A 23159-nucleotide genomic window follows, 5' to 3' on the forward strand; every position below is an offset into this window, starting at 1 on the left:
CTCTTGCTGGAACGTTCCAGCACTGCTTACGATGCGCCCGCTGGAACGTTCCAGCAAAGGCCCCCCACCCCAAGGGAGACACCCGCATGACGCGCGGATTCGATGTCGTGGAAACCGGAATCGCCGAGCTTCGCGCGGCCCTGGAGAAGGGCGAGACCACCGCCGTCGGCCTGCTCGACGCCTACCTCGCCCGGATCGAGGCCTACGACCGGCCCGGCACCGCCACCGCCCTCAACGCCATGGTCGTGATGAACCCGGACGCCCGCGCCGAGGCCGAGGCGTCCGACGCCCGCCGGGCGCGCGGCGAGACCCTCGGCCCGCTGGACGGCATCCCCTACACCGCCAAGGACAGCTACCTCGCGAAGGGCCTCACCGCCGCCGCCGGTTCGCCGGCCTTCGAGCACCTCGTCGCCCAGCGCGACGCCTTCGCGATCGAGCGGCTGCGCGCGGGCGGGGCCGTGCTCATCGGCCTCACCAACATGCCGCCGATGGCCAACGGCGGCATGCAGCGCGGCGTTTACGGCCGCGCGGAGAGCCCGTACAGCGCCGACTGGCTGACCAGCGCCTACGGCTCCGGCTCCTCCAACGGCTCGGGCACCGCGACGGCGGCCTCCTTCGGCGCCTTCGGCCTCGGCGAGGAGACCTGGTCCTCCGGCCGGGCCCCGGCCTCCAACAACGCCCTGTGCGCCTACACCCCCAGCCGCGGCGTGATCTCGGTGCGCGGCAACTGGCCGCTCGTCCCGACCATGGACGTCGTCGTCCCGCACACCCGCACCATGGCCGACCTGCTCGAACTGCTCGACGTCGTCGTGGCCGACGACCCGGAGACCCGCGGCGACCTGTGGCGCGCCCAGCCGTGGATCCCGCTGCCCGCCGCCTCCCTGGTCCGCCCCGCCGCGTACCCGGACCTCGCCCCCGCCGACGCCCCGGCCGCCCGGGCCGCGCTCGCCGGCAAACGCCTCGGCGTGCCCCGGATGTACATCAACGCCGACCCCGAGGCCGGGACCAACCCCGAGGGCGGCATCGGCGGCCAGACCGGGCAGCGCGTCGACACCCGCCCCTCGGTGATCGCCCTGTGGGAGACCGCCCGCCGGGACCTGGAGGCCGCCGGCGCCGAGGTCGTCGAGGTCGACTTCCCCGTCGTGACCAACTACGAGTCCGACCGCCCCGGCGCGCCCTCCCTGTTCACCCGGGGGCTGGTCGGCCGCGACTTCCTCACCGTCGAGATCGAGGACCTCTCCGCCTGGGCCTGGGACGACTTCCTGCGCGCCAACGGCGACCCGGCCCTCAGCACCCTGACCGAGGTGGACGGCGACCGCATCTGGCCCGTGCAGGACGGCGAACTCCCGGGCCGCTACCAGGGGTTCGAGGACTCCATCGGCGACTACCCGCGCTTCGTGCGCGAGCGCCCGTACGCGTCCTTCACCGACATGCCGCACCTGGAGGAGGGCCTGCGCGGGCTGGAGGAGACCCGCCGCGTCGACCTCGAGGAGTGGATGGACGGGCTCGGCCTGGACGCCGTGGTCTTCCCCACCGCCGCCGACGTCGCCCCGGCGGACATGGACGTGAACGAAGCCTCCGCCGACCTCGGCTGGCGCAACGGCGTCTGGGTCGCCAACGGCAACCTGGCGCCCCGCCACCTCGGCATCCCGACCGTCACCGTGCCCATGGGCACCATGGCCGACACCGGCATGCCCGTCGGCCTGACCCTCGCCGGCCGCGCCTACGACGACAACGCGCTGCTCACCCTCGCCGCCGCCTTCGAGGCGACGGGCAGCCGGCGCACGGAGCCGCCCCGCACGCCGCGCCTCGCGGCGGAGTGACGGTCAAGTGACGGCCGAGTAAGGACTGAGTGAGGGTTTGGTGACGGCGGATCGATAGCGGATCGACGGCGGATCGAGGGCAGGGTTGTCGATCATGGTGAACACCGCCTACGGTGTTGCCCGCCGTGGTGCACGGGAAGACCGGTGGACGCCCCTCAACGGGCCGATTCCGGCGCGGCCCTCGCCACTGTGAACGGGAAGTGCCCCCGACGCGCCCGCATCCGATGCGGGCAGTCACCGGCGCCGCGAGGCGCACGGGAAGACGAGCCGGGGGCGCGCTCCGCCCTGCCCGAACGCGGGTCCGGCGGTCCACCCGCAAGCCAGGAGACCGGCCACGGCGCGCACGACCCCCATCCCGGGGGCGCCCCCCATCGAGGAGCTGGAGAGGCTTGCCCGTCATGACCCTGACCGACGCATCCCCGTCGTCCGCCCTACCCCTGCCGCCACGCTGGCAGCGCAAGGACACCGTCCGCACCGCCACCCTGCTGGGCGCCATCGTCGCCATGCACCTCGTCGCCTTCGGCATGCTGTTCCTGCTGATCGCGCCGAACCACTACACCATCGGGACCGAGACCTTCGGCGTCGGCCTCGGCATCACCGCCTACACCCTCGGCATGCGGCACGCCTTCGACGCCGACCACATCGCCGCCATCGACAACACCACCCGCAAGCTGATGGCGGACGGGCAGCGCCCGGTCTCCGTCGGCTTCTGGTTCGCCCTGGGCCACTCCAGCATCGTCATGGTGCTGGCCGCCCTCGTCGCGGGTGGAGCCAAGATCGCCGGCACCCTGATCGACGACCAGTCGGCCACCCACCAGTGGCTCGGCCTGGTCGGCACCAGCGTCTCCGGCGCCTTCCTCTACCTCATCGCCGCCCTCAACCTCTTCGCGCTCGCGGGCATCTACAAGGTCTACAAGTCGATGCGCTCCGGGCAGTTCGACGAGAAGCAGCTGGAGAAGCACCTCGACGAGCGCGGCTTCATGAACCGCATCCTCGGCCGCCTCACCAACTCCATCCGCCGCCCCGGCCAGATGTTCCCCATCGGCGCGCTGTTCGGCCTGGGCTTCGACACCGCCACCGAGGTGACGCTGATGGTGATGGCGGGCTCGGGCGCGGCCTCGGGCCTGCCCTGGTACGCGATCATCTGCCTGCCGCTGCTGTTCGCCTGCGGCATGAGCCTGTTCGACACGCTCGACGGCACCTTCATGAACTTCGCCTACCAGTGGGCCTTCTCCAACCCGGTCCGCAAGGTCTACTACAACCTCACCATCACGGGCCTCTCGATCGCCGTCGCCTTCTTCATCGGCACCATCGAACTCGTCCACGTCCTGCACGAGAAGCTCGACCTCACCGACCCCGTCACCACCTGGATCGCCGACATCAGCCTGGACAACGTCGGCTACGTCCTGGTCGGCATGTTCGTCGTCGTCTGGGCCTGCGCCCTCGGGTACTGGCGCTTCAGCAACGTCGAACAGCGCTGGGCCGCCCGCGTCGAGAAGACCGGCTGACCGACGCACCGGGAGGGGCGGGCCCTGCCCGCCCCTCCCGCCCCTCCCGCGCCTCAGCCCTCGAGTTCCCCGCGCAGGCGGCGGGCCGCGCCGACCAGGCTCTCCAGCGAGGCCCTGGTCTCCGCCCAGCCGCGGGTCTTCAGACCGCAGTCGGGGTTGACCCAGAGCCGCGCGGCCGGGATCGCGGCGAGCCCGGCCCGCAGGAGTTCCACCGCCTCGGCCGTGCTCGGCACGCGCGGGGAGTGGATGTCCCACACGCCCGGGCCCACCTCGCGCGGGTAGCCCGCCCGGGCCAGTTCGCCGGCCACCTCCATGTGGGAGCGCGTCGCCTCCAGGGAGATGACGTCCGCGTCGAGGTCGTCGATCGCGGTCATGATCGCGCCGAACTCGGCGTAGCACATGTGGGTGTGGATCTGGGTGTCCGCCCGTACGCCCGAGGTGGCCAGGCGGAAGGCGTCCGTCGCCCAGTCCAGGTACGCGGCCCGGTCGGCCGACCGCAGGGGGAGGGTCTCGCGAAGCGCGGGCTCGTCGACCTGGACGACCGCCGCCCCGGCCGCCTCCAGGTCGGTGACCTCGTCGCGCAGCGCCAGGGCGACCTGCCGCGCGGTGTCCGCGAGCGGCTGGTCGTCGCGGACGAAGGACCAGGCGAGCATGGTGACGGGCCCGGTGAGCATGCCCTTGACCGGGCGGGTGGTGAGGCCCTGCGCATAGCGGAACCAGTCGACGGTCATCGGCTGCGGGCGCGAGACGTCCCCGGCGAGGACCGGCGGGCGAACGTACCGGGTGCCGTAGGACTGCACCCAGCCGTGCCGGGTGGCCAGGTAGCCGGTGAGCTGCTCGGCGAAGTACTGGACCATGTCGTTGCGTTCGGGCTCGCCGTGCACGAGCACGTCCAGCCCGGCCTTCTCCTGGTAGGCGATCACCTCGCGCACCTCGGCCTCGATCCGCTCCCGGTAGGCCCCGGCGTCGATCCGGCCGGCGCTCAGGTCGGCACGGGCGGTGCGCAGCTCGGTGGTCTGCGGGAAGGAGCCGATCGTGGTGGTCGGCAGCAACGGCAGCCCCAGCCTGGCCCGTTGGGCCTCGGCCCGCGCCGCGTACGGCTGCGCCCGCCGGGCGTCGGCGTCCGTGACGGCGGCGGCCCGGGCCCGCACGGCCGGGTCGCGGGTGACGGGCGAGGCAGCGCGGGAGGCCAGGTCGGCGCGGTTGGCGGCGAGTTCGGCGGTGATCGCGGCGGTGCCCTCGCGCAGCCCTCGGGCCAGCAGCGCGGCCTCGGACGCCTTCTGCCGGGCGAAGGCCAGCCAACGGGCGATCTGCGGGTCCAGCTCCCGTTCGGCGGTGGCGTCGAGGGGGACGTGCAGCAGCGAGCAGGACGGCGCGACGTCGACGGTGCCGGCGAGGCCCAGCAGCGTCGCCAGGGTGGCCAGCGACTTCCCCAGGTCGTTGATCCAGACGTTGCGCCCGTCGATCACCCCGGCGACGAGCCGCTTGCCGGGCAGCCCTCCGGCGGCCGCCAGGTCATCGAGGTTCGCGGCGGCCGGGCCGGTGAAGTCCAGGGCGAGCCCGTCCACCGGTGCCTTGGCGAGGACGGGCAGGGCCGCGCCGAGGCGGTCGAAGTAGCTCGCGACGAGCAGCTTGGGCCGGTCCGCCAGGGCGCCGAGCTCGCGGTAGGCGCGGGCGGTGGCGTTCAGCTCGGCGGGGGTGCGGTCCTGGACGAGCGCGGGCTCGTCCAGCTGGGCCCACTCCGCGCCGGCGGTGCGCAGCTCGGCGAGGAGTTCGGCGTAGACGGGCAGCAGCCGGTCGAGCAGGGTGAGGGGCTGGAAGTCCTCGGCGACGCCGGGCGCGGGCTTGGCGAGCAGCAGGTAGGTGACCGGCCCGAGGAGGACGGGCCGGGCCCGGTGGCCGGCCAGCAGGGCTTCGCGCAGTTCGGCGACGGCCTTGGCGGGGTTGGCGACGAAGACGGTGTCGGGCCCCAACTCGGGGACGAGGTAGTGGTAGTTGGTGTCGAACCACTTGGTCATCTCCAGCGGCGCGACGTCCTGGGTGCCGCGCGCCATGGCGAAGTAGCCGTCCAGGGGGTCGGCGGCGACGGCGGCGCGGTGGCGGGCCGGGATCGCGCCGAGCGCGACGGTGGTGTCGAGCACGTGGTCGTAGAGGGAGAAGTCGCCGGTGGGGACTTCCTCGACGCCCGCGGCGGCGAGCTGGCGCCGGCTCTCCCGGCGCAGGTCGGCGGCCGTGGAGTGCAAGGCGTCGGCCGTGACCGTGCCCTTCCAGTACCCCTCGACGGCCTTCTTGAGCTCCCGGTTCCGGCCCTGCCGGGGGTAGCCGTGGACGGTGGCGCGGGCGGCCGCGGCCGTGAATTTCGCTGTCTTCGCCGGATTCGCTGTCAAGGGACTCTCCTTCGCGAGCCTGTTTCCTCTGGTCCCCGGGGACGGGACGAAGGCGCGAAGGGGTGCTGAACCGGCGGACCGGGCGAGCCCGTCCGCTGTGCACGCCGACCCGCCCACGAGGTCACCGGGATCTCCGCGCGCGATCGGTCGCACGCGGGCAGCGGGCAGGTCTTCGGACTCGCGGGCGCGTCCCCCGGACCGGGGGCCCTCCTACTGGCCGTCGCTTCCCAGACCCTCCCGGGCCCAGTGCGTATGACGGCGGTCGTTCCCACTCACCGCTGCGGGGCAGTCCCGGACTGGCCAGTTGAAAGGCTTCACCGGGTTCCCTCTTGCGACGCGCCTGCCTGGCGGACAGGGCGAACCAGCTGCTCCGTCAGCATAGATCGGGTTCCGTGGTGCTGGGTGTCGAATTCCGCATCCTCGGCGGAGTGCGTGCGTTGACGCCCTGTCATTCCGGGCGCCTCACGGCCGGCGCAGGACGAGGATGCCATCCTCCTCGGCCACCGTGCGGTAGCCCTCGGCGCGGTAGGCGGCCAGGGCGGACTCCGTCGACGCCCGGGCGCAGGGGGACTTCACCGTCGGGTCGGTGGCGTCGGCCGCGACCCACTCGGGCGGGTCGGCGGAGAGCGGTCCGGGATCTTGGCAGACCAGGCCGACGGCCTCGGAGCGGGCGACCAGGATCGGGGCGAGGCGGTTGGTGGAGGCGACGCGGGAGCCGTCGGGTATCAGCGCGAGCAGGCGGTGGGCCGTACGGACGTGGGCGGGCCGGTGCCAGCCGCCCGGGAGGGCCAGGTCCCGCAGGGGGTACACCACGGTGGTGACGGCGGCGACGACCGCGCAGACGGCGAGTGCGCGTCGCCGCAGGCCCGGGCGGCGGGTGAGAACGTCCAGCAGGGCGCCGAAGAGGATCGGCATCAGGATCGCGCTGTAGTGGTAACCCGGCTGCCAGTAGTGCTCGTTGGAGGCGGTGAGCCGCCAGGCCAGGGTGGGCAGGCAGAGCAGCGCGAGCGGGGAGCGCAGGCCGACGAAGGCGACGGGGGCGGCGAGCATCGCCAGCAGCAGCCACTTCACGGGCGGCCAGCCGAACGTGACCAGCGCCATCGGCAACGCGGCGTGGGAGCCCGGCAGTTGCTGCCAGTAGTCGAAGACGCCCTGCGGGTTGGCCCTCGGCAGCAGCACGGCCGTCTCGACGACCGTCGCCCCGAGGCCGAACACCGCCACGGCCAGCCCGGGCCCGCGCCGTCCGCGCCCGCCCCGCCGTGCGACGTACAGGCCGACGGCCGCGACCGTGAGCCCGAGATCCTCCTTGACCAGCACCAGCGGCAGCGCCCACAGCATCCCCGCCCGCCAGCGCCGCTCCCCCAGCGCCTCGACGGCGAAGGCGAGCAGCGGCACGGCGAAGCAGATCTCGTGGAAGTCGTAGGCGACGGCCGAGACGATCCCCCAGGAGGCGCCGAAGGCCGACCCGAGGACCAGCGCGGCCCTCGGCCCCGCCGTCCGGTAGGCCCAGCGGGTGATCGGCAGGCAGGCGAGCGCCATCAGGGCGGCCTGGGCGACGAGCAGGGTGACGGGGGTGGGGAAGAGCCGGTAGGCGGGGGCGAGCAGGGCGAGGACGGGGTGGAAGTGGTCACCCAGCAGGTCGTAGCCGGGGCCCTTGAGCGGGACCACCGGCAGCCGGCCGTGAGCGTAGGCGCGGACGGCCTGTTCGAAGATCCCGAGGTCGAAGGCGGCGCTGAGCATCCGCTCGTGCCGGCTGATCGAGAGCAGCACGTACAGGCCGAAGAACAGCGCGGCCACGGCCAGGCCCAGCCCGTTCGGTCCGATCCTGCGGGCCATGGGGGCGGGCGCCGGTGCCGCCGGGCGGACGAGCGGCTGACGCTCCAGCAGGTTGTCGATCATCGCATGATCACCATTCCACTAGTTAACTAGTGGAATGGTGATCACGGCGCCAATCGCCTTGTCAAGGCCACTCCGTGAGCCGGGCTTGACGCCGGGCGGGGCGGCTGGGCAGGATTCCCCTAGATAACTAGTGAAATGGCGGTCTAACGTGGTCGAGTACCTCATCGACCGACACAGCGGGCTCTCCCCGTACCTGCAGATCGTGGAGCAGACCAAGCGCGCCCTGCGGCTCGGGGTGCTGCGCCCGGGCGACCAACTCCCCACCGCGCGGGAGGTGGTGGAGGCCACGGCGATCAACCCCAACACCGTGCTCAAGGCGTACCGCGAGCTGGAACGGGAGGGGCTGGTCGACAGCCGCCGGGGCGTGGGCACCTTCGTGCGCCGCTCGCTCGCCAAACCGGAGACCGTCGCGGACTCCGCCCTGCACACCGAGCTCGCCGACTGGGTCCGCCGGGCCCGCGCGGCCGGACTCGACCGCGAGGACGTCGCCGCCCTGGTCACCACGGCCGTGGACGGCGCCTTCGCCGAACCGACCGAGTAGCACAAGCACCCGTACGAGCACGACCCCAGCACCACTGCACGAGGAGCCCGGGTGAGCGACCACCCCATACCCAGTCCCGCCGAACCCGCTGACGAACCCGCCGCCGAGGACGCTGCCGAGGACGCCCTCACGGCCGTCGGCCTCGGCCTGAAGTACCGCAGGTCCTGGGCGCTCCGCGACTGCGACGTCCGGCTCCCCGCCGGACGGATCTGCGCCCTGGTCGGCCCCAACGGCGCGGGCAAGTCCACCCTGCTGGGCCTGGCCGCGGGCCTCCTCGCCCCGACCACCGGCGCCGTCGGCGTCTTCGGACGGCCCGCGGGCGCCGCCGAGTCCCGCCGCCGGGTCGCCTTCCTCGGCCAGGACAAGCCGCTCTACCCCCGGCTCACCGTCGCCGAGACGCTGCGCGCGGGCCACGAACTCAACCCCGGCTGGGACCAGGCCGTCGCCGAACGGATCGTCACCCTCGGCGGGCTCGACCCGAACGCCCGGATCGCCACCCTCACCGGCGGCCAGCGCACCCGCGTCGCCCTGGCCCTGGCTCTCGGCAAGCGCCCCGACCTGCTGCTGCTCGACGAACCGCTCTCGGACGTCGACCCGGTGGCCCGCCAGGAGCTCACGGGCCTGCTGATGGCCGAGGCCGCCGAGCACGGCACCACCGTGCTCATCTCCTCCCACGTGCTCGCCGAGCTGGACGGCGTCTGCGACTTCGTCCTGCTCCTCGGCGGCGGCCGGGTCCGGCTCGCGGGGGACGTGGACGAGCTGCGCGAGGCCCACCGGCTGGTCGTCGGCGCCCACGAGGGCACCGACACCACCCCGGACGGACTCGCCGGGCACCGGATCGTCGAACTGCGCCGTACCGGACGGCAGTTCACCGCCGTGCTGCAGCCCTCCGGCCCACTCGACCCGAGCTGGGAAGCGACCGTACCGAGCCTGGAGGACCTGTTGCTCTCCTACCTGCGCAGCCCCGACGCCGAACCACTGCTGCTGTCCGAGGCCGCACCCCGCCACGTCGAGGCGGCCGCCCGATGACCGCCGCCACCACGTTCGTACGCCCCCGCTACCGGCTGCGCGGCCCCGCCTGGCTGAGCGCCCGCCAGGAGCGCACCGCCCTGCTCGTCGGCGGGGCCGTCCTGCTGGCCGTCTGCGTCTGGCTGCTCGTGCTCGGCGGCATGATCAGCCACTACGTGCACGCCAACCACCTGGAGAACTGCAACGCCGTCTACTTCCCGCCCGAGTGCACCAACCGGTCGGGGGACCTCACCGTCAAGCTCGACCCGATGTGGCAGCCGGCCGTGGAGGCCACCGGCTGGCTGCTGCTCGCCCTGCCGCCCGCCCTCGGGCTCTTCCTCGGCGCGCCACTGCTGGCCCGCGAGTTCGAGACCGGCACCTACCGGCTCGCCTGGACGCAGTCCGTCTCCCGCCGCCGCTGGCTGGCCGCCCGCCTCGGCGTGCCGCTCGCGGCGACGCTCGCGGGCTCGACCGTCCTCGCGGTCGTCTCCACCTGGTGGGTCGACGTGATCGAGGGGCGCTTCGCCGTGCCCGGCTACTACCACTGGTTCACCTGGCTGAGCCGTACGACCTCCGGCCCCGCCGTGGTCGGCTTCAGCCTGCTGGGCGTCGCCCTCGGAGCAGCCGTCGGCCTGGTCGTACGGCGCGTGGTGGCCTCGATGGCGGTCACGGCGGCGCTGATGCTGGGTCTGCGCCTGGCCGTCGACGGCCTGCGCTACCTCCTCACCCCCGCCCGGGAGGCGCTGGGCCCCGCCAGGATCGCGCTCGAGAACGACGCCCCCGCCACGATGATGTACGGCAACGGCCGCCTCGGCACCAGCACCCCGCTGGAGGCCGACATCCTGGACAACGGCCTGATCAGCTCCGACGGCCACCGCATACCGCTCCCCAGCGACTTCACCACCACCCTCCCCGACGGCCGCATCCTCTGCCGCGACGCCGTCTGTCACGCCCACCCCGACGTCGTCCAGGCGTACACCACCTACCAGCCGCGGTCCACCCACTGGCCCATGCTCTGGACGGAGGCCGGGCTCGCGCTGCTGCTCACCGCGCTACTGGTCGGCTTCTGCTTCCTCTGGCTCCGCCGCGTCCGGTAGGGCGTGTCCTTCGGATCACACCGAAACCGCGCCGTGCCCGGGTCCTGTTCCCGGGCACGGCGCGGTCGCACGACGCAGGTGGCCGGAACCGCTACTTCTCGACGGCGATGTCCGCGAAGGTGATGGCGAAGGCGTCGGGTCGTCGTCCCCGTCCAGGTGGTACGTGGTCATGTCCGGGGGGCGGATTCGCCGGTCTCCCGGAGCCGCCTGCGCACCCGGGCGGACCTCCGGCGACGTTGAAACACCCTCACCGGCGTCCGGTCCCTGGCAGAGTGGGCACACCTGTTCCATGCCCGTCGAACAAGGAGCCCTGCGAACACCATGGCCTACTACGCGGTCGAGTACGTCTTCACCTCCGACGGTCGCCACCGGGAAGTCCGGCCCGCGCACCGCGACTACCTGACGAGCCTACAGAAGGAGGGCAAGCTCGTCCTCTCCGGCCCGCTGACCAGCGACACCGGCGGCCTGCTCATCTTCCGCGCCGAGGACGAGGCGGCCGTGCGGGCCCTCGTCGATGCCGACCCGTACGCCGAGCAGGGGGTGCTCACCGAGACCCGGATCGTCCAGTGGAACCCGCTGCTCGGGTACCTCGCCGAGCACCTCTAGGCACCGCCTCGCCGATCGGCAGAGGCACGAGCCTCGGGAGGCGGCTCCCGCGTGCCCTGCCGATACTGGGGCCGCGACCCCGCGTGAGGAGAAGCCCATGGACTACGGACTCGGCGTACGGCTCCAGCAGCCCTTCGGCCCGACCGTCGACGCCGTCACCGCCGCGCTCAAGGAGCAGGGCTTCGGCGTTCTGACCACCATCGACGTCCGGGCGACCCTGCGGGAGAAGATCGGCGAGGAGATCGAGGACTACCTGATCCTCGGCGCCTGCAACCCCGCGCTCGCTCACCGCGCGCTCCGGGCGGACCGCCGCATCGGCCTGCTGCTGCCCTGCAACGTGGTCGTCCGGACGGACGGGGACGCCACGGTGGTCGAGGCCGTCGACCCGCAGACGCTGGTGGCCCTCGCCGGGCCCGACGGCGGGCTGGCCGAGGTCGCCGACGAAGCGGCGCGGCGCCTCGGCGCGGCCCTCGACTCGCTGCGGGGCTGAGGAGCACGCCGTGACCGGACCCGTCGCCGTCGGATGCGACGGCTCGCCCGGGAGCCCGGCCGCCACCGAGTCGCGCTGACAGCCCGTGCAGGTCGTCCGTGCAGGTCGTCCGTGCAGGTCGTCCGTGCTGATCAGCCGTGCCGATCAGCCGTGCCGATCAGCCGTGCACGATGGGCCCCAGCCAGGTGCCGCCGGAGGCGTCGAGGATCTGGCCGGTCACCCAGCGCCCCTGCGGGCCCGCGAGGAAGCCGACCACGTCCGCGACGTCCTCCGGCTCGCCGATCCGGCCGAGGGCCGTGATCGACGCGAGTCCGGCCAGGGCCTCGGCGGAACCCGTCCATCCGGCGGTCATGTCGGTGCGCACCACACCGGGCTCGACGGTGTTCACCGTGATCCCCCGCCGCCCCAGGTCGTTGGCGAGCGAGGAGCCGAGGGCGGCCAGCGCCGCCTTGCTCACGGTGTAGGCGATCTGGAGGTGGTTGGCGATCCGGGTGGCCGCCGAGCCGACGTTGACGATCCGTCCGCCGTCGCGCAGCAGCGGCAGTGCGCGCTGGATCACGAAGATCGGCGTGCTCAGGTTCACCGCCAGGACCCTTTCCAGTTCGGCCTCGGTGAGCTGCCCGATCGAGGCGGCCGAGTGGACGCCCGCGTTGTTGACCAGGATGTCCAGGCCTTCCGCGCCGTGGTCCGCCAGCCCGGCGGCCAGCCCCTCGAACAGGACGTCCACCGCGCCGCCGGAGCCGAACGCGGCCTGCACCGCGAACGCCCGGCCCCCGGCCTCGCCGATCATCGCCACGGTCTTCGCCGCGGCCTCGGCGTCGCCGCCGTAGTGGACCGCGACGAGCGCGCCGTCGCGGGCGAGCCGCAGCGCGACCGCGCGCCCGATTCCCCGCGAGCCGCCCGTCACCAGCGCCGTCCTGCCGTCGAGTTCCCCCACGATCGCCCCTCCCGTCGCGTCGCCCCGGCCGAATCCGGGACCGGTCCAGAGTAGGACGGCGACCGCGTCTGCCACAGGGTCTCGGCTCGCCAATCGGCGCCCAACCGGCGCCCGCCCGAAGCCCGCCCGATGTCCGCCCGATGTCCGCCCGATATCCCCCTGAAGCCCACGCCACAGGGCTAGTGCAATTTCACATTGTGCTGTTACATTTCACTCACGCCGCCTGCCAACCCCTCCGGCCAGGCGGCCCCCACCTCCACCCCGCACACTCAACTCCCGCACGGGGACGCCGTTTACCCGCTTCCACGGCGCCCCCGTGCGGGCTCCACACTCCGCGCCACCGGCGCGGTTCACCCGGCCCCGGGCTGCCGTTCCCCACGCCCCGGAGCCGGAGCCGGTACCGACGGCGCACGCCCGCCTCTCCCTCCTCCCCCGGCGCGCGCCCGTCCGCCGCATCACCAGAACACCCCCACACCCCACGAGGAGAACCGGTGCCTTCCAGAGCCACCGTGCGCAACACCCTGCTCTCGGCCGCGCTGGCCGCGACGCTCGCCGTCCCCCTGGTGCAGGGCGTCCAGGCCACGGCCACCGCCGCGCCCGCGCCCGCGCCCGTCATCCCGGCCGCCCAGGCCCCGGCCGCAGAGGCCCCGACCGCAGAGGCCCCGACCGCAGAGGCCCCGACCGCAGAGGCCCCGGCCGCCTTCGCCGGTCCGCAGGGCTCGCCCGGCTCGGCGGCGCTCCAGCCGACCAGCGGGGTGCAGCCCGGCGATCCGGCGGCCGCCGCCGTCGCGGCCGACGTCACCGCGAAGACCGCCGCCTGTACCCCGGAGGCGTTCACCTCGCTCTCCCCCGCCGCGCTCGCCGACTTCCTCAGCGACCGCAGCCACACCTACCAGGACTGCCTGCGCCCGCTGCTGGTGAACTGGAACCCGCTGACGGCCAAGGTGATGACGCCCGAGCACGTCCGGGCCGTCGCCGCCCGGGTGAGCTCCCTCGCGCCGTCCTTCGACAGCGCCAACAACCACAACCAGCAGGAACTCTGGTACTACCTGCACATCGCGGTCTTCTTCGACTTCAACCACACCGAGATCGACCTCTCGGACGGCACCACCGTCGCCGCCCTCGACCGCGCCATCCGCGACTACACCGCCAACCCCCGGGTGTTCGACCCCACCACCACCAACGGCAGCACCATGGGCGAGGTGCTGCAGACCGGCACCGCCCCCAAGCTCCGCACGGCGCGCCTGCCCCTCGTGAAGCAGGTCCTGCGGACGTTCGCCCCCGGCTCGCCCGCCGTCGGGGACAACGGCTGGAACTGGGCCGTCCAGGGCGCCCTGCAGCTCAACTTCCAGGGCATCGCCAACGTCGGCGAGGACCCGCAGGGCCTGTTCCGGGCCGCCGTCGCCGCCGACGCCGACTACCGCGAGGCGTTCCGCGCCTACGGCGGCTACTCCCACCTCAAGGGCACCAGCAGCGAGTGGGCCGCGGGCGACGCCATGCTCGAGTACGGGCGCTTCGCCCAGATCGACGCCCTCAAGCCGGAGTTGAAGCAGCGGCTCGGCCCCCAGCTGGAGCTCGCCGCGGCCACCTTCGGCCGGATGACCCGCCCCTGGGCCAACCTGGTCGGCCCGGTCAACGACTTCGGGCTCTGCGGCCCGTACGGGGTCTGCCGCGCCGACCTGGAGCGCCAGATCTTCCCGTACACCTACAGCTACGACAACGGCGCCCTCATCGTGCGCACCGCGCTCGACAAGGCCACCGCCGACCAGCTCTACTACGCCACCAAGCAGGTCAAGGCCCAGTTCTTCCGCACCCTGGGCACCGACCAGCCGCTGGCCGACGACACCCACCCGGCGCTGACCGTCCAGCTGTACGACACCAAGACCAACTACCAGGCGTTCCAGAACCTGCTGTTCGGCATCGGCGACGTCCAGAACGGCGGCATGTTCCTGGAGGAGCGCTCCACCTTCTACACCTACCAGCGCACCACCCAGGAGTCGTACTTCAGCCTGGAGGAGCTCTTCCGGCACGAGTACACCCACTACCTCAACGCCCGCTGGGCGATCCCCGGTTCGGGCTACACCACCCGCTGGCCCGGGGACGCCACCTTCGCCATGAACGAGGGCACCGCCGAGTACTTCGCCGGCTCCACCCGCGACGGCGGGGTCAAGGCGCGCAAGTACATGGTCCGCCAGATCGGCTGGGACGACCAGGCCGGCACCCCCCGCCTGACCATCGACGAGATCCTCCACGCCACCCAGAGCGCGCTGGGCTTCCGGGCCTACCCCTACGCCGCGACCTTCTTCAACCTGCTCGGCGAGAAGCACCCCGAGCAACTCGCCGAGATGTACCGCCTGTTGCGCGCCGACGACCGCGCCGGCTACGACGCCTGGCGCGACCGCCTCGGCCACGACGCAGCCCTCCAGCGCGAGTACACCGCGTTCCTGGACGCCGAGATCCCGCTCGCCGACGGCCTCTACGTCCCCGCCACCGGCTTCACGGCCAACGGGCAGCTGACGTACTCCTTGGCCTCCGAGGTCCGCAGCGCCTTCGCCACCGCCACGCAGAACACCCCGGACTGCAAGGACAACGGCGACTGGAACAACAAGATGCGCTTCACCTGCACCGGCCGCATCACCGCCAACCTCACCAACTCCGCCGACGCCGGGCAGATCCGCAAGGACATGGCCGCCACCGTCGACACCTTCCTCCTCGACCGGGGCGGCTCCGCCGCCAACAACCTGGCCGACATGAACTGCTGGTTCGGCAAGGTCGACGTCTGGCCCTCGGGGCAGGCCGGCACCGCGGACTACTCCTGCGAGGGGCCGCTGCGCCGCTGACCGTACACGCGACGCCCGCGCCGGGAGCTCCCGGCGCGGGCGTCGTGCTTTGCTTCGGTCCTGTGCTTCGGCCCTGTGCCTCAGTCCTGTGCCTCAGTCCTGCGCTTCAGGGGCTCAGAACTCGGTGCTGACCGTCACGCCGCTGAAGTCCGTCACGGCGTACAGGCTGAGGTAGCGGTAGCCCGCCGTCGGGTTGGTGACGGTGAGGGACTGGGTGGTGCCGGTGCCGGTGGAGGAGGCCGTGTAGGCGGTCGGCGAGGCCCAGGTGCCCGCGTTGTAGTAGAGGTGCGCGGTGCCGGTGCCGCCCGAGGTGGTGACCTTCAGGGTGGTGGTCCCGGCCGGGAGGTAGACGTACAGGTGGTCGGTGTTCCCGGCAGCCGCGGCGCGGCCGGCGCGCGAGCAGTTGCGGCCCATCGCGTCGGCGCGCTGCTCGGTGCAGGCCGGCAGGGCGGCCGGCGCGGCGGTCACGGTGACCGTGGTCGGGGTGGTGGCGATCCGGCCGGTGTCGTCCTTGGCGGTCAGGGCGACGGTGTAGCTGCCGGCGGCCGCGTAGGTGTGGCTCGGGTTGCGCTCGTCCGAGGAGGTGCCGTCGCCGAAGGTCCAGTGCCAGGAGACGATCCGGCCGGGCCCGGTCTGCACGGCCCGCTCCTGGACGCTGACGGTCGCGCCGTTCACCGAGGTGTCGAACAGCGCGGTCGGGCCGGCGGCGTAGCAGGCGCCGGCGGCGCAGGCGGTGAGCCAGGCGTCGAAGTCGGCGTCGTAGGAGGTGCCGAGGCCGTTGTAGACCGCGTAGCCGCCCTGGTAGTCGCCGACGCGGAAGCGGGCCAGCATGGCCTGGACGTCGGCCGGGTGCTTCTCCAGCATGTACCGGACGGCCATGTAACCCCACGGGTAGACGCGGGTGGTGTCCGAGTTGTCGTAGGTGTTCTGGAAGATGGTGCTGAGCTTGTAGGTGTGCTTGGCGGCCTGGTTCATCGCGTCGACGTCGGTGACGGCGCGGTAGGTGTACGAGGTGTACTCGGCGATGCCCTCGATCCACCAGATGTTCGGCACGGACGTCTGGGCCTTGAAGTTGCCCTTCATGTCGTAGATGCCGTCGAGGTAGTGGGTGTACTCGTGGTTGAGGTTCCACACCCGGGCGGGGTCCATGTTGTTCCAGGACTTCTGGTACATCACGGTCACGGCCTGCTTGTCCGGGTCGGTCGCGTCCATGAGGGTCTCGCCACCGTTGTCGGTGTCGTTGCCGAAGATCGCCCAGGAGTAGGTGACGTACTCGGCCCGGTTGGCGAAGATCCCGAAGGTGACCGTCTTCGCGAACTGGTTCGGCACCGGCCCGTCGTCCTTGACGAGGCCGTGGAAGAACGCGTCCTGCTTGCGCAGGCTGGCGCAGGCGGTGGCCAGTTCGTCGGCCGACAGCGCCTGGGCCTGCAGGGTGCGGTTGTCGCAGACCAGCCGGTTCGGCAGGACGACCGAGGCCAGCTTGGCGGGCAGGTTGCAGATGTCGTAGTAGGAGCACTGGCCGGGGTTCCAGTACGCGGCCTGGACGGCCGTGTGCACGTACAGCGCCGCGGCGGGCGTCAGCAGCGGCGCGGCGTCCAGCACCTTCCTGACCAGCGGCTTGACCTTGGGCTCGACGGCCGGGCCGCTGCCGGCCATCCGGGCCAGGTCGTTGCCCGCGTTGGTGTCGAGGACCTCGTTGGGCCCGCCGATCAGGTCCTTGTGCTTGATCGCGAAGTCGGCGAGGGAGTGGGCCAGGGCCGGGTCGGTGGCGACCGCCTTGACGAAGTCCGGGTTCGTGTTGCCGCGCCAGAGCGGGTACTGGAGCACGGAGTTGACGGCGCCGACCATCGTCGGGACGGCGTTGTAGGAGTTGTCGTAGCCGTCCAGGATGCGCTTGTAGGCGCCCAGATACCCGGCCTGGACGTTGGCGCTGTCGGTCAGCCACACCACGTCCTTGAGCACCGGGCCGTTGCCCGCGGTGACGTCGCGCGAGTGGGTGCTCGCGAAGAACGCGTCCAGGGCGGCCCGGACGGCGGTGGTGAGCTCGCCGGTGTACGGGCCGGCCTCCACGGGGTGGTGGAACTGGATGTAGTAGCCGACCTGGAGGTAGACCGCCAGCTGCTGGACGCCGGTCGCGCCGTCGCCGGTGTAGTCGGCCGCGGACTCCTTGAGGGCGGCGGCCACGGCCAGCATCCGGGACTGCCGGAAGATGCTCGGGTCGGCGCTGCCGCTGTCGTACAGGCTCCGGATGCACTCCGGGGTCTGACGCATGATCGAGGTCACCAGGTCGAGCCCGTCGCGGCCGGCGAAGTCGGCCGGGCTGCACGTCCGGGCGGCGGCGGCCGCCAGGCCGGGCTTCGAACTCGGGTTCGCGGCAGGGGACTTGTCAGGGCGGGCCGGGCCGTCCACCGCCGGTCCGCCGCCCATGAGGCGCTCGCCGATCAGGGCGGGGGTCTGCGGGGCGGCGACGGGCGCGGCGGGGTTCTCGGCCCCCGCCGTCGCGAGCGGGGCTTGTACGGCCGGGGCGGCGGCGGGTGCCGCGAACGCCTGGGCGGGCAGCACGGCGGTGGCCGTGGCACAGCAGGCGACGACGCCGGCCGCGAGCATGGAGAGTCTGGTACGCAGGAGCACGCCGAGTCCTTCTTCGAGGGGGCAGCCAGGCGTGGGGCCGGGCTGAGGTGAAGGAGATTGGCGTGGATCCTGTCACCGACCGGACATCAGAACAATGTCACAGGTTATATTGCACGCTTGTTTCGGCCACATGACCGTCCGTCACGCTGACCTGCGGCGGCGGGCGGCCACGCACGTACCGGGCTCCCCTCCGCGCCACGAGTCGGGAGGTCCGCCCCCGACCTCCCGGGCCCGCAAGCCGTGAGGAGTGGCCGAACCGCGCCCCACCGAGCCGGGCACCGACAGCCCTCGGCCGTGCGGAAGGGGGAGCGGTCAGGGCGTCCGGCGGGCGCGTTCGGCGATGTTGCGGGCCATGGCGCCGAACACCACCGTGTGGAAGGGGGCCACGGACCACCAGTAGGCGTGGCCCGCCAGGCCCTGCGGGTGGAAGAGGGCCCGCTGCCGGTAGCGGGTGCGGCCGCCCCCGTCCGGGGTGACGGACAGCTCCAGCCAGGCCAGGCCGGGCAGCCGCATCTCGGCGCGGAGCCGGAGCAGCCTGCCCGGTTCGATCTCCTCGACCCGCCAGAAGTCGAGGGAGTCGCCGACCCGCAGCCGGGCCGGGTCGCGGCGGCCCCGGCGCAGGCCGACGCCGCCCGCCAGGCGGTCGAGCAGCCCGCGCAGGGCCCAGGCCAGGGGGAAGGAGTACCAGCCGTTCTCGCCGCCGATGCCCTCGACCACCCGCCAGACGGCCTCCGGCGTCGCGGCGACGGTGCGTTCGCGCAGGTCCTCGTAGAGGCTGCCGCCGGACCAGTCGGGGTCGGTGGGCAGCGGGTCGCTGGGGGCTCCGGGCAGGGAGGCGGAGGACCAGCGGGTGGCGACGTCCGCGTCCTTGATCCGGCGCAGGGCGAGGGTGACGGCCCGGTCGAAGCCGGTCAGGCCCTCCGGCGGGTCGGGGATCCAGCGGGCGAGGTCGTGCTCGCCGCAGACGACCTCGTGGCGCAGGGACTCGACGAGCGGGCGGGCGATGGAGTCGGGAACCGGGGTCACGAGGCCGACCCAGTGGCCGGACAGCCGGGGCGTGAGCACCGGCACCGGGAGGATGAGGCGCCGCCGCAGTCCGGCGATCCGCGCGTAGCGGTGCATCATCTGCGCGTACGTCAGGACGTCGGGCCCGCCGATGTCGAAGGCGCGGTTCACCCCGGGCGGCAGTTCGGCGGCCCCGGCCAGGTAGTGCAGGACGTCCCGGACGGCGATCGGCTGGATGCGGGTGGAGACCCAGCGCGGCGTGACCATCACGGGCAGGCGTTCGGTGAGGTAGCGGAGCATCTCGAAGGAGGCGCCGCCGGAGCCGATGATCACGGCCGCCCGCAGCTCGGCCGTGGGGACGCCGCTGTCGCGCAGGGCGCGCCCGACCTCGGCGCGGGAGCGCAGGTGCGGCGAGAGGTCCGCCTCGGGCACGCCGTCCGGGACGAGGCCCCCGAGGTAGACGATCCGGGTCACACCGGCGGCCGCCGCGGCGGCCCCGAAGGCGCGCGCGGCCGCGAGGTCGGTGGCTTCGAAGGCCCGTCCGGTGCCCAGGGAGTGCACCAGGTAGTAGGCGACGTCGACGCCGTCGAAGGCCCCGGCGAGGGTCCCGGGCCGGGTCACGTCCCCGGTGGCGATCCCGACCCGCGCCCGCCAGGGCTGGTCCCGCAGCCGGACGGGGTCGCGCACCAGGCAGCGGACGGCATGTCCGCGGGCGAGCAGCTCGGGCACCAGCCGGCCACCGATGTAGCCGCTCGCGCCGGTCACCAGGCAGTGCGCCGGTCCTGGCCTGTCCATGGGTCCTCCTCGACGGGTGACGCGCGGCGCCGCCGGTCAGGGGCGGCCGTCGCGGAAGCGGGTGGTCAGCTCCTCCGGCGGGAGGATCGGGGGCGGGTAGTCGCCGTCCAGCAGCCAGGGCCGGTGGACGGACGGGCCGGGCAGGTGGGCGAGTTCGGGCACCCAGCGGCGGACGTACGCGCCGGTCGGGTCGAAACGGTCCGCCTGGCGCAGCGGGTTGAGGACGCGGTTGGGGCGGGTGTCGGTGCCGGTTCCGGCGACCCACTGCCAGTTGAGCTGGTTGTTCGCCACGTCCCCGTCGACGAGCAGGGCGAGGAAGTGGGCGGCGCCGATGCGCCAGTCCAGGTGGAGGGACTTGGCGAGGAAGCTCGCGGTGAGCAGCCGGGCGCGGTTGTGCATCCAGCCCTCGTGGGCGAGTTGGCGCATCCCGGCGTCGATGATCGGGTAGCCGGTGCGGCCCCGGCGCCACGCCTCGGCCTCCTTGTCGTCCTCGTGCCAGCGGTCGTTCCGGGGCCGGTAGTCCCGGTGGGCGGCGGCGGGGCGGGCGGCGAGGACCTGGTGGTGGAAGTCGCGCCAGGCGAGCTGGCGGACGAAGTCCTGGGCGCCGGCGCCCTCGTGGCGCTGGGCGTGCGCGGTGAGCTCGGTGGGTGAGAGGCAGCCGAAGTGCAGGTACGGGGAGAGGCGGGAGGTGCCGTCGGCGGCCAGGTCGTCGTGGACCTCGGTGCAGGCGTCGACGTCCCAGCGGCGCCAGCGGGCCCGCGCGGCCGTCTCGCCGCCGGGCGGCAGGGCGGGCGAGAGCGAGCCCCCGGCCGCCTCGATCACCAGGCTGTCGCTGCCGACCCCGGCCGGGGTGTCCAGCGCGCGGGGGGCGGGGAGCACGCTGCGGCGGGGGGCCTGCTGCCAGGCGCGGTGGTAGGGGGTGAAGACGGCGTAGTGGTCGCGCCCGGCCGGGGTGATCCGGCCGGGCGGGACGACGGTGAGCGAGGCGTCGTGGACGTGCAGGCGCTCGCCGAACACCGCCCGCAGCCGCTGCTCGCGGCGGTCGGCGAAGGCCGTGACACCGGCGGCGACGTGCACCGCGGAGGCGCCGGTCTCGGCGGCCACCCGGGCCGTCTGCTCGGCGGGTTCGCCCCGCCGTACGGTCAGCCGGGAGCCGATGCGGCGCAGCGAGGCGTCCAGGTCCGACAGGCAGTCCGCCAGGAAGGCCAGCCGGTTGGGGGCGGCGAACCCGGCGGCGCCCACGGCGGGGTCGAACACGAACAGCGGCACGACTTGGTCGGCGGTGGTGCGCGCGGCGTGCAGGACGGGGTTGTCGTGCAGGCGCAGGTCCTGGGTGAACAGGGCGATGGAGACGGTCACGTGAGGGGCCCTTCGAGGCGGTGCGGTGGTGCGGGTTCCGTGACGGCCCGTTCCAGGAGGTCGACGGCGTCCGCGAGCGTGCGGGGAGCGGCGGTGGCGGCCGGGGGCCGGGGGCGGGACCAGCCGGGGCCCGCGGCGACGAGGACCGCCCCCGCGCGTGAGCCGCGCGGGCCCCAGGCACTGGCAGCGACCCTGCGCAGCAGGTCGCGGTCCGCGCTGCGCCGGTCCTGAGACCAGACCATCACCGCTCCCGGGCCGAGGCGGTGCACGGCGTCGAGCAGGGCGCGCGGCGGGACGGCCGCGCCCAGCATCCGGTACGGGAGCCCGCGTTCGGCCAGTGCCGCGGCCGTGGCCTCGATCGGGAGGGTGTGCTGTTCCGTGGGCGCCGCGGCCAGCAGGACGGGCGGTACGGGGCGGGTGGCGGCCGTTCCCACCGCCACGCCGCGCAGGGCGCTGGAGACGTGCCAGGAGAGCAGGTGCTCGACCTCCACGTACTGCTCGCCGTCCACTGCCCACCGGCGGCCCGCGGCCCGCAGCGCGGGCATCATGACCTCCGTCCACGCGGCGACCACCCCGAGCACGTCGAGCGCCTCCCGCAGGATCCCGGCCACCTCCGGCGCGTCGAGCCGCACCGCCGCGCGGGCCAGGCCCCGGCACTCGGGGCGCACCCGTCCGGCCCGCGGGGGCTTCGGAGGCGGGACGGCGTCGTGACCGGCGGCGCCGCGCCCGGCCAGGGCCGCGCCGGCGGCCTCGGCCGGCGGGACCCCTCGGGCGGTCAGGCGGCACATGGCCTCCAGGACCGCCACGTCGCCCGGGCTCCAGCGACGGTGGTGCCTGGCCGCCCGCCGGGCGGGGCCGATGCCGTACCGGCGCTCCCAGGAGCGGACCGTGGTGGGTGAGACCCCGAGCCGCCGGGCCACGGCACCGGTCGGCAGACCCGGCTCCTCCGAGGGGAGTCGGTCGAGCGTCATGCTGGCCTCCCGTGGCTGGGAAGGTCGGGGATTCGGGGAATGCCGCCGGGGCGGTGCATGCCTCCACCGTGCAGCGTTTCACGGCAGCGAACCCAGTCGAAGCGTTTGTGCAGCGTTTCGGCCCCGGAGAGCGCGGCCCGCTCCCGATGCCCTATGGTCCGATCGGCGCCGCCCTGCCACCATGACCGGATGCGGATACTGATCATGGGTGGCACCAGGTTCGTCGGCCTCCACATCGCCCGGGCGGCGATCACCGCCGGGCACGAGGTCACCGTGCTCCACCGCGGCAGATCGGGCGCCCACCTCCTGCCCGAGGCCACCCACCTGATCGCCGACCGCGACGCCGACCTGTCGCTCCTGCGGTCACTGCTGCACGGGCGCGCCTGGGACGCCACCGTCGACGTCAGCGCCTACTTCCCGCACCAGGTCCGCCGGCTGGCCGCCGCCCTCGACCCGGGCGCGGCCGGGCGGTACCTGCTGATCTCGTCCATGGCCGTGTACGACCACCCCCGCGCCCCGGCCTTCACCGAGGACTCCCCGCTGCTCCCCACCGACGGCCCGGAACCCGACGCCGTCACCCCCGCCACGTACGGCTCCCTCAAGGTCCGGTGCGAGCAGGCCGCGCTGGCCGCCTTCGGGCCCGACACGCTGCTGATCCGCCCCACGTACGTGATCGGCCCCCAGGACTACACCCACCGCTTCGACCACTGGGTGCAGCGCCTCGCCCGGGGCGGCGAGGTGCTGGCCCCGGGCCCGTCCGACGCCCCGCTCCAGGTCGTCGACGCCCGGGACCTCGCCGCCTGGACGCTCTCCCTCCTCGAACAGGGCGCGTCCGGCGCCTTCCACGCCGCGACTCCCCCGCCGTTCACCATGCGGGACATGCTCGAGGCCGTCGCCTCGGCGGTCGCCCCGGCCGGCACCACCCTGACCTGGGTCGACGACGCGTTCCTCCACACGGCCGGGGTCACCAAGCAGGCCCTCCCCCTCTGGACCAGCGACCCGCTGATCCGGGCCACCAGCGCCGCCGACCCCGCCGCCGCCCTCGCCACCGGACTCCGGTTCCGCCCGGTGGCCGACACGGCCCGGGACATCCCGACGTTCGAACCCCTGCCGCAGGCGCTGACGCCCGCCCGCGAGTCCGAGCTCCTCGCCGCCTGGCGACGAGGCTGAGACGCTGAGAGGCCGAGAGGCTGAGAGGCTCACGACGGCACTGACGGGGGCGCACGGCTCGGGCACCAGCCCGGCCGCGCGCCCCTCCCCGA

16 protein-coding genes and 1 riboswitch are annotated in these 23159 nt (G+C 73.6%); of the genes, 9 read left to right on the plus strand and 7 right to left on the minus strand.

Translation table 11 applies throughout. The features are described 5' to 3' along the window. Nucleotides 1-86: 86 nt before the first annotated feature. A complete protein-coding gene (locus ACIBCA_RS02090) occupies nucleotides 87-1823 on the plus strand; it encodes an amidase (protein WP_396280852.1) in 1737 nt (578 codons plus the stop codon). 398 nt (nucleotides 1824-2221) lie between these two features. After that, complete coding sequence (locus tag ACIBCA_RS02095) at nucleotides 2222-3331, plus strand: HoxN/HupN/NixA family nickel/cobalt transporter (protein WP_396280853.1); 1110 nt, start codon at nucleotides 2222-2224, stop codon at nucleotides 3329-3331. A gap of 53 nt (nucleotides 3332-3384) precedes the next feature. Here the strand turns inward: ACIBCA_RS02095 and metE are convergent, their stop codons facing one another. Together metE and ACIBCA_RS02105 are read right to left on the minus strand one after the other, a co-directional pair. Next, the gene (gene metE, locus ACIBCA_RS02100) at nucleotides 3385-5718 is read right to left on the minus strand and encodes a 5-methyltetrahydropteroyltriglutamate--homocysteine S-methyltransferase (RefSeq protein ID WP_396280854.1); all 2334 of its coding nucleotides are present in this window, start codon (nucleotides 5716-5718) and stop codon (nucleotides 3385-3387) included. Nucleotides 5719-5863: 145 nt separating this feature from the next. Beyond that, a riboswitch (cobalamin riboswitch) is annotated at nucleotides 5864-6099 on the minus strand. A gap of 81 nt (nucleotides 6100-6180) precedes the next feature. Continuing rightward, complete coding sequence (locus ACIBCA_RS02105) at nucleotides 6181-7617, minus strand: DUF2079 domain-containing protein (protein ID WP_396280856.1); 1437 nt, start codon at nucleotides 7615-7617, stop codon at nucleotides 6181-6183. A gap of 148 nt (nucleotides 7618-7765) precedes the next feature. Here ACIBCA_RS02105 and ACIBCA_RS02110 point away from each other — a divergent pair, with 148 nt between their 5' ends. The 5 genes from ACIBCA_RS02110 (at nucleotide 7766) to ACIBCA_RS02130 (ending at nucleotide 11359) form a co-directional block, all read left to right on the plus strand. Then, nucleotides 7766-8158, plus strand: a complete 393-nt coding sequence (locus ACIBCA_RS02110) for a GntR family transcriptional regulator (protein WP_396280857.1) — start codon at nucleotides 7766-7768, stop codon at nucleotides 8156-8158. A gap of 51 nt (nucleotides 8159-8209) precedes the next feature. After that, entirely contained in the window at nucleotides 8210-9187 is a 978-nt protein-coding gene (locus tag ACIBCA_RS02115) for an ATP-binding cassette domain-containing protein (RefSeq protein ID WP_396280858.1), read from the plus strand. Further along, nucleotides 9184-10263 carry a hypothetical protein gene (locus tag ACIBCA_RS02120; RefSeq protein WP_396280859.1) on the plus strand — a complete coding sequence of 360 codons (1080 nt, stop codon included), beginning with the start codon at nucleotides 9184-9186 and terminating at the stop codon, nucleotides 10261-10263. Before ACIBCA_RS02115 ends, ACIBCA_RS02120 begins: the two co-directional genes overlap by 4 nt. Nucleotides 10264-10584: 321 nt before the next feature. After that, on the plus strand, nucleotides 10585-10869 hold the full coding sequence (locus ACIBCA_RS02125) for a YciI family protein (protein ID WP_396280860.1): 285 nt from the start codon (nucleotides 10585-10587) through the stop codon (nucleotides 10867-10869). A gap of 97 nt (nucleotides 10870-10966) precedes the next feature. After that, on the plus strand, nucleotides 10967-11359 hold the full coding sequence (locus ACIBCA_RS02130) for a DUF302 domain-containing protein (RefSeq protein WP_396280861.1): 393 nt from the start codon (nucleotides 10967-10969) through the stop codon (nucleotides 11357-11359). A 157-nt stretch (nucleotides 11360-11516) separates the two neighbouring features. On the opposite strand, the gene ACIBCA_RS02135 is transcribed toward ACIBCA_RS02130, so the two are convergent. Beyond that, nucleotides 11517-12296 (minus strand): SDR family oxidoreductase, encoded by a 780-nt coding sequence (locus tag ACIBCA_RS02135; RefSeq protein ID WP_396280862.1) that lies wholly within the window; start codon nucleotides 12294-12296, stop codon nucleotides 11517-11519. 491 nt (nucleotides 12297-12787) lie between these two features. Here ACIBCA_RS02135 and ACIBCA_RS02140 point away from each other — a divergent pair, with 491 nt between their 5' ends. After that, nucleotides 12788-15136: a collagenase gene (locus ACIBCA_RS02140; protein WP_396280863.1), complete on the plus strand. Its 2349-nt coding sequence runs from the start codon at nucleotides 12788-12790 to the stop codon at nucleotides 15134-15136. A gap of 114 nt (nucleotides 15137-15250) precedes the next feature. Here the strand turns inward: ACIBCA_RS02140 and ACIBCA_RS02145 are convergent, their stop codons facing one another. The 4 genes from ACIBCA_RS02145 to ACIBCA_RS02160 all read right to left on the minus strand — a co-directional run bounded on the left by ACIBCA_RS02145 (nucleotide 15251) and on the right by ACIBCA_RS02160 (nucleotide 21897). After that, the gene (locus ACIBCA_RS02145; RefSeq protein ID WP_396280864.1) at nucleotides 15251-17767 is read right to left on the minus strand and encodes a collagenase; all 2517 of its coding nucleotides are present in this window, start codon (nucleotides 17765-17767) and stop codon (nucleotides 15251-15253) included. Nucleotides 17768-18079: 312 nt separating this feature from the next. Continuing rightward, complete coding sequence (locus ACIBCA_RS02150; protein ID WP_396280865.1) at nucleotides 18080-19567, minus strand: SDR family oxidoreductase; 1488 nt, start codon at nucleotides 19565-19567, stop codon at nucleotides 18080-18082. A 36-nt stretch (nucleotides 19568-19603) separates the two neighbouring features. Then, on the minus strand, nucleotides 19604-20926 hold the full coding sequence (locus ACIBCA_RS02155; RefSeq protein ID WP_396280866.1) for a cryptochrome/photolyase family protein: 1323 nt from the start codon (nucleotides 20924-20926) through the stop codon (nucleotides 19604-19606). Beyond that, nucleotides 20923-21897: a MerR family transcriptional regulator gene (locus ACIBCA_RS02160; protein ID WP_396280867.1), complete on the minus strand. Its 975-nt coding sequence runs from the start codon at nucleotides 21895-21897 to the stop codon at nucleotides 20923-20925. The genes ACIBCA_RS02155 and ACIBCA_RS02160 overlap by 4 nt, the downstream gene beginning before the upstream one ends. Before the next feature lie 189 nt (nucleotides 21898-22086). Between ACIBCA_RS02160 and ACIBCA_RS02165 the strand changes: the two genes are divergently transcribed. Then, entirely contained in the window at nucleotides 22087-23067 is a 981-nt protein-coding gene (locus ACIBCA_RS02165; RefSeq protein ID WP_396280868.1) for an NAD-dependent epimerase/dehydratase family protein, read from the plus strand. Nucleotides 23068-23159 lie beyond the last annotated feature (92 nt).

The sequence above is a fragment of the Kitasatospora sp. NPDC051170 genome (assembly GCF_044455705.1).
Classification (GTDB): domain Bacteria; phylum Actinomycetota; class Actinomycetes; order Streptomycetales; family Streptomycetaceae; genus Kitasatospora.

Bases quoted from the DNA above. Each gene is read 5' to 3' on its own strand.
- ACIBCA_RS02090 (WP_396280852.1), top strand. From the start codon at position 87: ATGACGCGCGGATTCGATGTCGTGGAAACCGGAATCGCCGAGCTTCGC.
- ACIBCA_RS02095 (WP_396280853.1), top strand. From the start codon at position 2,222: ATGACCCTGACCGACGCATCCCCGTCGTCCGCCCTACCCCTGCCGCCA.
- ACIBCA_RS02105 (WP_396280856.1), bottom strand. From the start codon at position 7,617: ATGATCGACAACCTGCTGGAGCGTCAGCCGCTCGTCCGCCCGGCGGCA.
- ACIBCA_RS02120 (WP_396280859.1), top strand. From the start codon at position 9,184: ATGACCGCCGCCACCACGTTCGTACGCCCCCGCTACCGGCTGCGCGGC.
- ACIBCA_RS02125 (WP_396280860.1), top strand. From the start codon at position 10,585: ATGGCCTACTACGCGGTCGAGTACGTCTTCACCTCCGACGGTCGCCAC.
- ACIBCA_RS02130 (WP_396280861.1), top strand. From the start codon at position 10,967: ATGGACTACGGACTCGGCGTACGGCTCCAGCAGCCCTTCGGCCCGACC.
- ACIBCA_RS02150 (WP_396280865.1), bottom strand. From the start codon at position 19,567: ATGGACAGGCCAGGACCGGCGCACTGCCTGGTGACCGGCGCGAGCGGC.
- ACIBCA_RS02160 (WP_396280867.1), bottom strand. From the start codon at position 21,897: ATGACGCTCGACCGACTCCCCTCGGAGGAGCCGGGTCTGCCGACCGGT.
- ACIBCA_RS02165 (WP_396280868.1), top strand. From the start codon at position 22,087: ATGCGGATACTGATCATGGGTGGCACCAGGTTCGTCGGCCTCCACATC.